Origin of the sequence: Pelomonas sp. KK5, from assembly GCF_001984095.1 — a bacterium.
Lineage (GTDB): Bacteria > Pseudomonadota > Gammaproteobacteria > Burkholderiales > Burkholderiaceae_C > KK5.
The window spans coordinates 1-11,715 of sequence record NZ_LYVQ01000069.1 but is presented as its reverse complement, the minus strand read 5'-3'; the positions used below and the strand labels follow the sequence as shown (position 1 = coordinate 11,715).

General features: G+C 71.5%; 11 protein-coding genes. 4 read left to right on the top strand and 7 right to left on the bottom strand.

The genetic code is table 11. From position 1 onward, the window contains the following. Nucleotides 1-77: 77 nt before the first annotated feature. Together B0W88_RS12985 and glpK are read left to right on the top strand one after the other, a co-directional pair. A complete protein-coding gene (locus B0W88_RS12985; protein ID WP_077035080.1) occupies nucleotides 78-845 on the top strand; it encodes a DeoR/GlpR family DNA-binding transcription regulator in 768 nt (255 codons plus the stop codon). A 26-nt stretch (nucleotides 846-871) separates the two neighbouring features. Next, nucleotides 872-2,368, top strand: coding sequence for a glycerol kinase GlpK (gene glpK, locus B0W88_RS12980; protein ID WP_077035079.1), 1,497 nt, complete (start codon nucleotides 872-874; stop codon nucleotides 2,366-2,368). A gap of 60 nt (nucleotides 2,369-2,428) precedes the next feature. Here the strand turns inward: glpK and B0W88_RS12975 are convergent, their stop codons facing one another. Together B0W88_RS12975 and B0W88_RS12970 are read right to left on the bottom strand one after the other, a co-directional pair. Next, entirely contained in the window at nucleotides 2,429-3,904 is a 1,476-nt protein-coding gene (locus B0W88_RS12975) for a pitrilysin family protein (RefSeq protein WP_158080852.1), read from the bottom strand. A gap of 5 nt (nucleotides 3,905-3,909) precedes the next feature. After that, entirely contained in the window at nucleotides 3,910-5,295 is a 1,386-nt protein-coding gene (locus B0W88_RS12970) for a pitrilysin family protein (protein ID WP_077035077.1), read from the bottom strand. A 135-nt stretch (nucleotides 5,296-5,430) separates the two neighbouring features. Here B0W88_RS12970 and B0W88_RS12965 point away from each other — a divergent pair, with 135 nt between their 5' ends. Then, on the top strand, nucleotides 5,431-5,820 hold the full coding sequence (locus tag B0W88_RS12965) for a VOC family protein (protein ID WP_077035076.1): 390 nt from the start codon (nucleotides 5,431-5,433) through the stop codon (nucleotides 5,818-5,820). On the opposite strand, the gene B0W88_RS12960 is transcribed toward B0W88_RS12965, so the two are convergent. Beyond that, complete coding sequence (locus B0W88_RS12960; protein WP_083748764.1) at nucleotides 5,766-7,136, bottom strand: NAD(P)/FAD-dependent oxidoreductase; 1,371 nt, start codon at nucleotides 7,134-7,136, stop codon at nucleotides 5,766-5,768. The two genes, B0W88_RS12965 and B0W88_RS12960, sit on opposite strands and share 55 nt — an antisense overlap. 24 nt (nucleotides 7,137-7,160) lie before the next feature. Between B0W88_RS12960 and B0W88_RS12955 the strand changes: the two genes are divergently transcribed. Next, nucleotides 7,161-7,838, top strand: a complete 678-nt coding sequence (locus tag B0W88_RS12955; protein WP_077035075.1) for a YafY family protein — start codon at nucleotides 7,161-7,163, stop codon at nucleotides 7,836-7,838. 3 nt (nucleotides 7,839-7,841) lie between these two features. Here B0W88_RS12955 and B0W88_RS12950 read toward each other — a convergent pair whose 3' ends face one another. The 4 genes from B0W88_RS12950 to B0W88_RS12935 form a co-directional block, all read right to left on the bottom strand. Then, nucleotides 7,842-8,294, bottom strand: coding sequence for an MOSC domain-containing protein (locus B0W88_RS12950; protein WP_077035074.1), 453 nt, complete (start codon nucleotides 8,292-8,294; stop codon nucleotides 7,842-7,844). Continuing rightward, nucleotides 8,291-8,992 carry a DUF4349 domain-containing protein gene (locus B0W88_RS12945; protein ID WP_158080851.1) on the bottom strand — a complete coding sequence of 234 codons (702 nt, stop codon included), beginning with the start codon at nucleotides 8,990-8,992 and terminating at the stop codon, nucleotides 8,291-8,293. Before B0W88_RS12945 ends, B0W88_RS12950 begins: the two co-directional genes overlap by 4 nt. 302 nt (nucleotides 8,993-9,294) lie before the next feature. Then, a complete protein-coding gene (locus B0W88_RS12940) occupies nucleotides 9,295-9,693 on the bottom strand; it encodes a hypothetical protein (RefSeq protein ID WP_077035072.1) in 399 nt (132 codons plus the stop codon). 34 nt (nucleotides 9,694-9,727) lie between these two features. Continuing rightward, a partial coding sequence (locus B0W88_RS12935) for a pitrilysin family protein (RefSeq protein WP_144006743.1) occupies nucleotides 9,728-11,715 on the bottom strand: 1,988 nt, incomplete at its 5' end.

The window sequence follows — 11,715 nt, the reverse complement described above, 5'->3', positions numbered from 1 at the left end:
GTATCTGCAAATCGCGCGATTTCAGCCAGGGTTATCCCGTTATTCGTTTCGTTTTTGTTCCATTTAATCTCCCGCCCATGATTCCGAACCTCCGCCAGAGCGATCTCCTGAACGAAGTGCGAGCCCGCGGCTCGGTCAGCGTGGAGGCCCTGGCGGAGAAGTTCGGCGTAACCCTGCAGACGGTGCGGCGCGACGTACAGCGGCTGGCCGAGGCCGGGCTGGTGGCCCGCTTCCACGGCGGCGTGCGGGTGCCCGCCTCCACCACCGAGAACATCGCCTACCGCCAGCGCCAGGCGCTGCAGGCCGAGGGCAAGGCGCGCATCGCGCGTGCCATCGCGGCGCGCATCCCGAGCGGCTGCTCGCTGATCCTCAACATCGGCACGACCACCGAGGCGGTCGCCCGCGAACTGCTGCACCACCGCGGCCTGCGCGTGATCACGAACAACCTCAATGTCGCGATGATCCTGGCCGACAACGCCGACTGCGAGCTGGTGATGGTGGGCGGCATGGTGCGCTCGCGGGACCGCGGCGTGGTCGGGGAGGCGGCGGTGGACTTCATCCGCCAGTTCAAGGTGGACATCGGCCTGATCGGCATCTCCGGCATCGAGGAGGACGGCTCGCTGCGCGACTACGATTACCGCGAGGTGCTGGTGGCCCGCACGATCATCGAGCACTCGCGCGAGGTCTGGCTGGCCACCGACCACAGCAAGTTCATGCGCCCGGCGATGGCCGAGGTCGGCCGGCTGCCGCAGCTGGACCTGCTGTTCACCGATGCGACACCGCCGGACCCCTTCCCTGCCCTGCTCTCAGAGGCCGGCGTGGAGCTGGTGGTCGCGGACACATAAGACACATAACGCGGAGACTCGACGCCATGCCCCAGTACCTCCTGGCCCTCGACCAGGGCACCTCCAGCTCGCGCACCATCGTGTTCGACGAGCGCGGCGGCATCGCCGCGATGGCGCAGAAGGAGTTCCGGCAGATCTACCCGCAGCCCGGCTGGGTTGAGCACGATGCCGAGGAGATCTGGCAGAGCCAGCTCGCCACCGCCCGCGAGGCGCTGGCCAAGGCGAATCTGAAGGCCGGCGACGTGAAGGCCGTCGGCATCACCAACCAGCGCGAGACCACGCTGGTGTGGAACCGCAAGACGGGCACGCCGATCCACCACGCCATCGTCTGGCAGGATCGCCGCGCCGAACCCACCTGCGCGGCGCTGCGCGAGCAAGGCCTGGCCCCCTTGGTGCAGCAGAAGACCGGCCTCGTGATCGACGCCTACTTCTCCGGCACCAAGCTCAAGTGGCTACTGGATCACGTGCCCGGCGCCCGCGAGCAGGCGGCGCGCGGCGAGCTGGCCTTCGGCACGATCGACAGCTGGCTGGTGTGGAAGCTCACGAACGGCGCGGTCCACGCCACCGACGTCAGCAATGCCTCGCGCACGATGCTGTTCGACATCCACCGCAACGCCTGGGACGAGGAGCTGCTGAAGCTGCTGGAGATCCCGCGCGAGCTGCTGCCCGCGGTGCATCCCTCGTCCCACCACTTCGGCGACACCGTGCCCGAGCACCTGGGCGCCGCGCTGCCGATCGGCGGCATCGCCGGCGACCAGCAGGCCGCCCTGTTCGGCCAGGCCTGCTTCAGCGCCGGCATGGCCAAGAACACCTACGGCACCGGCTGCTTCATGCTGATGCACACCGGCAGCCGCGGCCAGCTCTCGTCGAACGGCCTGCTCACCACCAGCGCGGCCCAGCCTTCGGCACGGCCCGAATACGCGCTGGAAGGCAGCGTGTTCATCGGCGGCGCCGTCGTGCAGTGGCTGCGCGACGGGCTGCGCGCCTTCAGCGCCAGCAGCGACGTCCAGGGCCTGGCCGAGAGCGTGCCCGATGCCGGCGGCGTGGTCTTCGTGCCCGCCTTCACCGGCCTGGGTGCGCCCTACTGGAACGCCGAGGCCCGCGGCACGCTGACCGGCATCACCCGCGGCACGACGATGGCCCACATCGCCCGCGCCGCGCTGGAATCGATCGCCTTCCAGAGTGCGGCGCTGCTCACCGCCATGAGCCGCGACGCAGTGGCCGCCGGCGGCACGCCGGTGCATGAGCTGCGGGTGGACGGCGGCGCCTGCGTCAACGACCTCTTGATGCAGTTCCAGGCCGACCTGCTGGGCATCCCGGTCGTGCGGCCCAAGGTGATCGAGACGACGGCGCTGGGCGCGGCCTATCTCGCCGGCCTCAGCTCCGGCCTGTACGCCGGCACCGACGATGTCGCCCATAACTGGCAGATCGAGCGCACCTTCCGCCCGACGATGCCGCGCGGGCGCGCGGAGGAACTGATGGCGGGATGGGAGCGGGCGGTGCGGCAGGCGGTGGCGACCTGAACTCGTTCGCCCTGAGCTTGCTTGAACTTGCTTGAACGCTCGGTCGCCGCGACCCGATGCTCATTTCCTGCGCAGCAGCGTCGCACTCCCCAAATCCAGATCGGCCGAGCGGACCACCAGCGCCTGCGGGAACTGCTCGCGCAAGCCCGGACCGGCCGCCTTCAGGTCCGCCACGATCACCGTGCGCAGCTGCTCGGGCTTCCAGAACTCGCCCGCAAATTCGCGGACCCGCGGCGCGTCCACCGCCAGCAGCTCGGCCGGCAACTGCTGCAGCTCGCCCAGCGCGCGGCGGCGCAGCAACTGGTCGGCCGCGGTGGCGGCGAGGCCCGCCGTGGTCTCCAGCTGGCGGCCGAAGTCGCCGACCAGCACCTGCTGCCGCGCCGCCAGTTCCGCCGCCGGCACGTCCTCGCGGCCGAGCTTCACGATCTCGCCGGCCAGCAGCTTCGCCACCTCGCCGGCACTGGCGTTCTTGGTCTGCGCGAAGGTCGTCAGCGTGCCGCCGCCCACCAGCGTCTCCACGCCGCTGCTGGCGCCGTAGCTGAGGCCGCGCTTGATGCGCACCTCCTGGTTGATGCGCGATGAATACCCCACGCCCAGCACCGTATTGGCCACCGCGCCGGCACGCAGCCGCGCCTTCTGCTCCGGCTGGTTGCCGAAGGCGGCGTAGGGCGCGGTCACGACCACCGCCGCCTGGCCCGCACCGGGCAGGTCCAGCAGCACGGAGCTTGCCGCCATCGGTCGCGGCGGCGCGGCCGGCGTGACCGGCACGGCCATGCGGTTGGACGGCCACGCGCCGAAGTGCTTCTCGGCCAGCGCACGGGCGCGGGCGGGCTCGACGTCACCGGCCAGCACCAGCGTGACCAGCTCCGGCCGCACGACGCGGCGATGGAAGGCCACCACGTCCTCGCGGGTGATGCGCTGCAGGCTGGCCGCGGTGGTGACGATGCCGTTGGGCGTGTCGCCCCAGTACAGGCGGCGCGCCAGCAGGCCGGACAGCGCGCCGGGATCGGAAAGGTTCAGCTTGATCGCATCGAGGCTCTGCGCGCGGCTGCGCTCCAGCTCCTCGGCCGGGAAACTCGGCGTGCGCAGCACCTCGGCCATCAGGGCCAGGCTCTCGTCGAGGCGGTTCAGGGGCACCGTCATCGCGATGCGGCTGGAGCGGGCGCCGGTGTCGATCTCCAGGCTGCCGCCCAGGGTCTCGGCGGCGATGGCGATGGTGGCGGCGTCGCGCTCCGGGCCCTTGGGCGGCTTCGTGCCCTTGCCCGTCAGCGTGAAGGCCAGCGAGGCGAGGCCGGCCTTGCCGGGCGGATCGAGCAGGCTGCCGGCCTCGACCAGCAGCATTGCCGTCACCAGCGGCAGGCCGTGGCGCTCGGCGGTGGCGACGCGCACGCCGTTGGGCAGCGCGGCCTCGGCGAGCGGCGGCACCTGCAGCGGCTGCGCGGGAGCGGGTGGCGGCGGCTTGTCGAAGCCACGCGGCTGGGCCAGCGCGGTGGCGGCGGCCACCGCCGCGCCCGTGAGCATCAGGGTGTTCTTCATCGTCATCACGACTTGGCCTCGCTCTCGTACAGCACCGTCACCCGCTTCGCGCCGAGCACGTCGCGGCGCAGCACGCGCTGCACGTCGGCCGCCGTCACCGCCTGCAGCGCGGCCAGGTCGCGGTTGACCCAGCCGGCATCGCCGCGCAGCAGCGCCGCCTGGCCCACCGCCTCGCCCAGGCCCAGCGGGGTCTGGCGCTTGACCAGCGCCGCGGTCAGCAGCTGGGCCTTGACCTTGTCCAGCTCGGCCGGCGCGATCGGCTCCTCGGCCAGGCGCTGCACCTCGCGGGCCAGCGGCTCGACCAGGTCCTGCGCCTTCTGCTCGCCGGCGGCGATCGCGTTGGCCACCAGCAGGCCGGCGTCGGCATTGAGCATCGCGTCGAAGCCGGCGCTCTGCGCGATCTGCATGCGGTAGACCAGGCTCTCGTTGAGCCGCGAGGAGTCGCCCAGCGACAGCAGGCCCTGCGCCACCTGCAGCGCCGGTGCATCCGGGCTGGCGGCCTTGGGCGCCTGCCAGATCAGCAGCACCGCGGGCAGCGGCACGTTGGGCCCGGTCAGTGTGAATAACGCGTCAGTCGAGCGGCGTGGCTCGGGCACGTTCACCCGCGGCACCGGCTCGCGCGGCTGCCGGATGCTGCCGAAGTAGTGGTCCACCCAGCGGTCCAGCTGCAGCGGGTCGAAGGCGCCGGCGACGATCAGCACCGCGTTGTCGGGCCGGTAGTAGGTGTCGTGGAAGGCCTGCACGTCGCGCAGCGTGGCGGCGTCCAGATCCTCCATGCTGCCGATCACCGGGCGGCGGTAGGGATGCTTCTGGTAGCCATAGCCCGAGATCGCGTTGAACAGCTTGCCGTAGGGCTCGGCCAGCACGCGCTGCCGGTACTCCTCCTTGACCACCTCGCGCTCGCTGTCGAAGTTGCCCTGGTCCACCTGCAGATTGCTCATCCGCTCGGCCTCGGCCCACAAGAGCGGCTCCAGGTGGTTGGCCGGCACCACGCTGTGGAAGGCCGTCATGTCGTCGGCGGTGAAAGCGTTGTTGCTGCCGCCCACGTCCTCGGTCATGCGGTCGAACTGCTCGTCGGCCATGTAGCGCGTGCGCTTGAACATCATGTGCTCGAACAGGTGGGCGAAGCCGGAGCGGCCGGCCGGGTCGTCCTTGCCGCCGACGCGGTACCAGACCTGCACGCTGACCGAGTAGCCGGCCTGCGGCACCGCGATCAGCTCCAGGCCGTTGGGCAGCACGCGGCGAGTCAGCGGGATCGGGGCGACAGCCAGCGGCTTCGTCGCGGGCTGTTGCTGCTGCGCCCAGGCGGGCGGGCTGGCGAACACGGCAGCAGCGCCGAGCTGCAGCAGGCGTCGGCGCTGGACGGTGCCGGACAACAAGGCATGGGTCATCGCGTGAATCCTCTTTGCGTTCGCGCAAGCATACGGGCTCCGGCGGCCCGGCCTGACGGCCAGGTTCTACTGACAGCCCGGCGCAAGGCGGATCGATAGCATCGTCGCCACTTCCCGACAACAGGAGCCGCCACCATGCAGTTCGCCTACACCATCGTCTACGTCGCCGACGTCGCCGCCTCGCTGGCCTTCTTCGAACAGGCCTTCGGCCTGCAGCGGCGCTTCCTGCACGAGTCCGGCGCCTACGGCGAGCTGGACACCGGCGCCACCGCGCTGGCCTTCGTCGACCACGCCACCGCGCGCGACAGCGTCGGCCGCGACTACGTCAGCGCGGCCGGCAGCGAAGCGCCGCTGGGCATCGAGATCGGCCTGGCCACGGCCGATGTGGCGGCCGCCTTCGAGCGTGCCGTGGCGGCCGGCGCGACGCCGCTGAAGGCCCCCGTCACCAAGTCCTGGGGCCAGACCGTCGCCTACGTGCGCTGCCCGGACGGCACGCTGGTGGAGCTGTGCACGCCGATGGGCTGATCAGCCGCCCCCGGCAGCGCCTGCTCCGCGATCACCCGCGCATGGCGCTGGAAGCTGAAGTAGGACGAGGCCCAGTCCAGCATCACGACGAAGCGGTTGCGGAAGCCGATCAGGAAGTAGATGTGGACGAAGAGCCAGAACAGCCAGGCCGGCAGGCCCGAGAACTGCAGCTTGCCCAGGTCCGCCACCGCCGCGCTGCGCCCGATGGTGGCCAGCGCCCCGTAGTCGACATAGCGGAAGGCCTCGGGCGGCTTGCCGTGCAGCCGCGCGACGATATTGGCCGCCGCCAGCCGCCCCATCTGCTTGGCGCCGGGGCTGACGCCGGGCACCGGCTTCGTCGTGCCGTCGCGCTCGTGGCTCTGCGCCGCCGCCAGGTCGCCGACGACGTAGACCTCCGGGTGGCCGGGAATGCTCAGGCCCGGCTCGACGATCACGCGCCCCGCGCGGTCCACCGGCACGTCCAGGCAGCGGCCCAGCGGCGAGGCGGCCACGCCGGCCGCCCACACCACCGTGCGCGCGGGGATGCGCAGGCGCTGGCCGCGCTCTTCCACGTCCACGCCCTCGGCGTCGATGCCCACCACCTTGGCGCCACAGCGCACCTGCACGCCCAGCGCCGTCAGCTGCTGCGCGGCCCGGGCCGAGAGATCCGGCTTGAAGGCCTGCAGCACCCGGTCCGAGCCTTCCAGCAGCAGCACCTGCGCCCGGGTCGGGTCGATGCGGCGGAACTCGTCCTTCAGCGTGTGGCGGGCGATCTCGGCCATCGTGCCGGCCATCTCCACGCCGGTGGGCCCGGCGCCGATGACGACGAAGTTCAGCCAGGGTTCCCGTGCCGCCGCGGCGGCATCGGCCAGCAGCTCCGCCTGCTCGAAGGCCAGCAGCACCTTGGCGCGCAGCTTGAACGCGTCGTCCAGCGTCTTCAGGCCCGGCGCATGCGGGGCCCAGTCGGCATCGCGGCCGAAGTAGCTGTGGGTGGCGCCGCTGGCCACGACCAGCGTGTCGTAGCCGAGCTGCTGCCCGTCGGCCAGACTCACGCGCCGGGCCGCCTTGTCGATACCGACGACCTCGGCCATCAGCACCGTGGCGTTGCGCTGGCGGCGCAGCATGTGGCGGATGGGCGCTGCGATCGAGGGCGCCGAGAGCCCGCCGGTGGCCACCTGGTACAGCAGCGGCTGGAACAGGTGGTGGTTGCTGCGGTCGACCAGGGTGATGCGGATGCCGTCCTCGTCGGCCAGCGCGCGCGCCGCCTCGAGGCCGCCGAAACCGCAGCCGATGATCAGGACGTGATGGCGAGAATCGTGTGAGTCCATGAACGACATTGTGGTGCAGCACAATCGCTGCCCATGCGACGTGCCGACCGACTTTTCCAGATCGTCCAGCTGATCCGCGGACGCCGTCTTTCCACCGCCGATTTCCTGGCCACCCGGCTGGAGGTGTCGCCGCGCACCATCTACCGCGACGTGGCCGCGCTGCAGCAGCAGGGCGTGCCGATCGACGGCGAGGCGGGCGTGGGCTACCGCATGCGCGCCGGCTTCGACCTGCCGCCGCTGATGTTCACGCGCGAGGAAGGCCAGGCCCTGGTGGCCGCCGTGCGCCTGTCCAAGCCGCAGATGGACGCCACGCTGGCGCTGGATGCGGACAACGCGCTCTCCAAGATCATGGCCGTGCTGCCGCCCAGCGCGCGCGCCGCGGCCGAAGGCCTGGCCATCTTCGCGCCGGGCGCGCGCATGACCGCGCGGATGAGCGAGAACCTGGCCCGCCTGCGCGAGGCCACCGAGAGCCGCAACAAGCTGCGCCTGGACTACCTGGACCTCAGCGAGCTGCGCAGCGAGCGCACGATCCGCCCGCTGGCCTGCATGTTCTGGGGCCCGGTCTGGACCGTGGCCGCCTGGTGCGAGCTGCGCGAGGACTTCCGCAGCTTCCGCGTGGACCGCATCCAGACGCTGACGCTGATGGAGGAGCGCTTCAGGGACGAGCCGGGCAAGACACTGGCGGACATGAACCGCCGGGACATGGCCTGACGATCAGCGGCTCACGCGGGCGCCACGTTCGATATCGCCGCCGTTCAGCACGTCGGCGCGCAGGCCGCCGCGGCCCAGCCAGCGCTTGATCACGGCCGCGGGCGCCAGCGTCTCGCTGGCCAGCAGGCCACCCAGCACGACGCAGGGCTCGCACAGCTCGACCCCGCGCAGCCTCACGCTGCCGATGCTGAACTCCACGCCCACCAGATCGTTGAGGCGCACACCGCGGGTGACGAGGTTCCGGCGGGTCAGCGACAGCTCGGGTTCGCGCGCCTGCTCGGCGCAGAAGCGCTCGATCTCCTCCGCCTCGACCAGCGTCAGGTTCTGGCCGGGATGGGCGTTAAGGCCATGGTTGCGGTCGCCGACGATGCCCATGCCGTCGTGCACGGTGATGCGCTCACGCTCCAGCTGCGCGGCGCCCGGCGCGGGGCTGATGAAGATGCGTTCGATGATCATTGGGGCGTGGCTCCGGGCCGCCGTCTCCACAGCAGCTTTTTCAACAGGAACACGGCCGGCACCAGGACCAGGCACCAGGGCAGCAGGAAGGCCACGCCCGTGATCGCGCTGGCGATGCCTTGCGACAGGTGAATGCCGAAGTCGCCGACTGCCTCGCGCACGGTATGCCAGAAGCCCTGGCCCTGCGTGGCGCCGATGGTGATGTGGAGGATCTCGGTCTTCACCCGCCGATCCAGCCGCACCTGCTCGCCGCTGATAGCCTCGATGTCGGACTGCACTCGCGCCAGTTCCTGGTTGACCTTGATCAACGAGTCGATGTTGGTCGCGGCGCGGTTGCGCAGCTCTTCCAGCCGGGTCCGATAGTCGTTCAGCATCGCGAGCTTGCGGCCCGCATCCTCGATGGGCGCCGCCAGGTCTTCGGCGCTCGTGCTTTGCGAGACGAGCTGGCCCTGCACGGCCAGCTTGGCCAGGATCTGCCGAATACCCTCGGGGGCCGCCCGGAATCTGAGCGTGGCATAGGGCGCCTTGCCGGTGTCGATCGTGGATTGCAGCACTTCGCAGCGAGCCGCGGCGGCGACCTCTCTGCAGGCCGCCAGCGCCGTGTCGAAAACCGATTGGATGCGATCCTCGTCCGCCTGCAGGCTCACGCTGTGCTCATACGCCAGCGTCTTGCTGCGCTGGTCGAGCCGCGTCTCCATGGCTGCGGCAACACCGCGGGGCTCATCCTTCCTGCCGCAGGCCGCCAGCAGCGCGCAGGCCAGCACCAGGGCAAAGAGGAGACAACTGCGCTCAGCCCTCATCGCGTAGGCCAGGCCGGCGCACGACCGCCGAGATCGCAATGAGTACGAGCCAGTGAAGGATGCCGAAGCCGGGGTGCCATGTCTCTTTGTCTCTCCCTGAAGGTCGGCGCCGCTCGGATGAACGGCGGCGAAGCCATTCTGTTCGGCGCCGCCCCGGCGCGACCCGCGTGCAAACCCCAGGCGAGAGCCGGGTCCCGGCCTCAGCCCTGCCGGCCTCTCGGACGGGCCAGCCACCAGCCCGCCGCCGCGATCAACGCCGCGAAGACATACGTGAATGACCAGAAGTACGGAAAGGCCCAGCCCTTCAGCGACAGGCCCGTCAAAACCAGGGCCGCGAGGAACAGCCGGCTGCCATGGGCGGCGTTCATCGCGAAACGCACCGCGGCGAGGTAGAGGAGCAAGCAGCCGATCCACGCGGTGAGCGCGGACAACGCGTTGGCAGCCCCCGTCTGAACCAGCATCAGCATGCCCCGCCCGACAAGCAGCAGCCAGATCAGCTGCAGGGCCGCGAGGCCGAGGATCACGAACGCGATCGGACGGCGAGACGCAGACTCGCGCAGGTCCACGTCGGTCGAGGGCGGGCTGTAGGGGTTGCTCATGAGTTGGCAGGGATTGTGCCGGATCGCCACCCTCTCAAGGCCCTGCCATCCCTCGTACCACCGTCACCCATCCCTCCGGCCGCAGCAGCCGCCGCATCGCGGCATTCACGCTGTCCACCGACAACGCTGCCAGCGCCGCCGATGCCTGCGCCCCCTCCGTCGCAAAGCTGGCGCCGCGGTCCATCTGCTCCATCAGCAGGGCCATCAGCCCCACATCGTTCAGCAGCGCCTGCCGCTGGTTGGCCCGCAACCAGCGGCGCGCGGCCTCCACCTCGTCGGCGGTGACGCCGTCGGCCAGCGCGCGGTCGATCTCCTCGCGCATCGCCGCTTCCACCCGCGTCGCATTGCGCGGCGCGCTGCTGGCCTGCAGGCGCAGGTAGGAGCGGTTGCCCTCGCTGGCGATGCGCAGGCTGGAGTTCACGGCATAACTGAGAGATTCAGCGGCGCGCAGACGGTCGGCGAGGCGGGTGCCGCCGGGCTCGCCGTTGCCGGCGAGGATGCGTGCCGCCGCCTGCATCGGCCAGGAATCGGGCTCGTCGCGCTGCAGCGGGAACTCCTGGTGCATCACGACCATCGCCGCGGCCTGCGTTGGGCCGTCGCCGGCGGCACGGCTGACGAAGCGCTGGGCGCGCTCGGGCAGGTGGTGCTGGACGAAGGGCTGGTAGGCCGGCGCCTCGGGCTTCTTCCAGCGGCCGATCAGGTCCTCCAGCACGCCGGGCAGCTTGTCGGGCAGCGCGCCGACGACGGCCACCCGCGCCTCGTTGGCCGACCAGAAGCGCTGGTGGTAGGCCCGCACGTCCTCCACGCGCATCTCGCGCCAGGCCGCGGCCAGTTCGGCGGCCGAGGGCACGTAGCCCGGCTCGCCGCGGTTCAAGCCCTGCTGCAGCATGCGGTACTGGCGCTCGCGTTCCTCGGCGCCGCCGCCGCCCAGGCGGGACAGCGCGGCCGCCTGCTCGCGCCGGAAGGCCGCCTCCGGCAGCAGCGGCTTCTCCAGCATCTCGCGCAGCAGCACCAGCGCCTGCACCAGCGTGCCGCGGCGCGCCTGCAGCTGCACGCTGAGGCCCTGCGGGCCGGCGACGAAGCCGACCTGCATCTGCAGCTGCTGGCGGATCTGGCGCAGCTGCTGCGCGCTGTGCTCGGTGGTGCCCTCCTCCAGCAGCGCCGGCAGCGGCCGCCAGGCCTGCCAACGCGCCATCTCGCGCGGCGAGCCCCAGCGCAGCTGCAGCAGCAGGCTGACCCGCTCGTCGCGGTTGGGCCGGGACAGCGCGGCCATGCGCAGGCCGCTGGGCAGCGTATAGCGCTGGGTGGCGGCGTCCAGCGCGGCGGCGTCGGTCTCGAACAGCTCGACCGGCGAGGCGCCTGCTGTCGCCGCATCGCCCTCGCCGCGGCCCAGGGCCGCGTCGCCATCGGCCACGCGGGCCGGATCGTCCACACGCTGCACCTGCACCGGGCGCGAGAACAGCCCCTCCAGGAAGCCCAGCGGCTGCTCGATCGTCTGCGGCGCGGTGATCGTGGCATCGGTGACGCCGCGCACCACGCTGCGGTTCTCGCTGCGCAGATAGGCGCCGGCCACGGCCAGCACGTCGTCCAGCCGCACCTGGGGCAGGCCTTCGAGCACGCGGAAGACCAGCCGCCAGTCGCCGGCACCCACCGCCTCGCTGACCATGGCCGGCGCGTGCTCGGGGTCGTGCAGGGCCAGGCGCCACTGGCGCTCGAAGTCGGTACGCAGCAGGCCGAAGCGCTCCTGCAGCTCCGGCGTCGGGCGCCACTGGCGCTGCAGCCGGTCGAGCCAGCGCTGCTCGATGCCCTGCAGCGCCTCGCGGGCGGCGGCGTTGCCGCTGGGCGTGGCGGGCAGCAGCAGCGTGCGGCCGAGCAGGCCCGGGTCGCGGCTGAGGCCGGTACCCGGCAGCGCCTGCAGCGTGGCCGGGCTGCGCGCGGCGTCCTCGGGGGCCGGGCCCGGCAGCAGCAGGTTCAGCAGGGCCAGCGCGGGCGCCTGCTCGTGCGCCATGCCCGGGATGCGCC

Coding starts and splice junctions, on each gene's coding strand:
- B0W88_RS12985 (WP_077035080.1), top strand. CDS start 78: ATGATTCCGAACCTCCGCCAGAGCGATCTCCTGAACGAAGTGCGAGCC.
- glpK (WP_077035079.1), top strand. CDS start 872: ATGCCCCAGTACCTCCTGGCCCTCGACCAGGGCACCTCCAGCTCGCGC.
- B0W88_RS12975 (WP_158080852.1), bottom strand. CDS start 3,904: ATGAAGAACACCCTGATGCTCACGGGCGCGGCGGTGGCCGCCGCCACC.
- B0W88_RS12970 (WP_077035077.1), bottom strand. CDS start 5,295: ATGACCCATGCCTTGTTGTCCGGCACCGTCCAGCGCCGACGCCTGCTG.
- B0W88_RS12965 (WP_077035076.1), top strand. CDS start 5,431: ATGCAGTTCGCCTACACCATCGTCTACGTCGCCGACGTCGCCGCCTCG.
- B0W88_RS12960 (WP_083748764.1), bottom strand. CDS start 7,136: ATGTCGTTCATGGACTCACACGATTCTCGCCATCACGTCCTGATCATC.
- B0W88_RS12955 (WP_077035075.1), top strand. CDS start 7,161: ATGCGACGTGCCGACCGACTTTTCCAGATCGTCCAGCTGATCCGCGGA.
- B0W88_RS12950 (WP_077035074.1), bottom strand. CDS start 8,294: ATGATCATCGAACGCATCTTCATCAGCCCCGCGCCGGGCGCCGCGCAG.
- B0W88_RS12945 (WP_158080851.1), bottom strand. CDS start 8,992: ATGGAGACGCGGCTCGACCAGCGCAGCAAGACGCTGGCGTATGAGCAC.
- B0W88_RS12940 (WP_077035072.1), bottom strand. CDS start 9,693: ATGAGCAACCCCTACAGCCCGCCCTCGACCGACGTGGACCTGCGCGAG.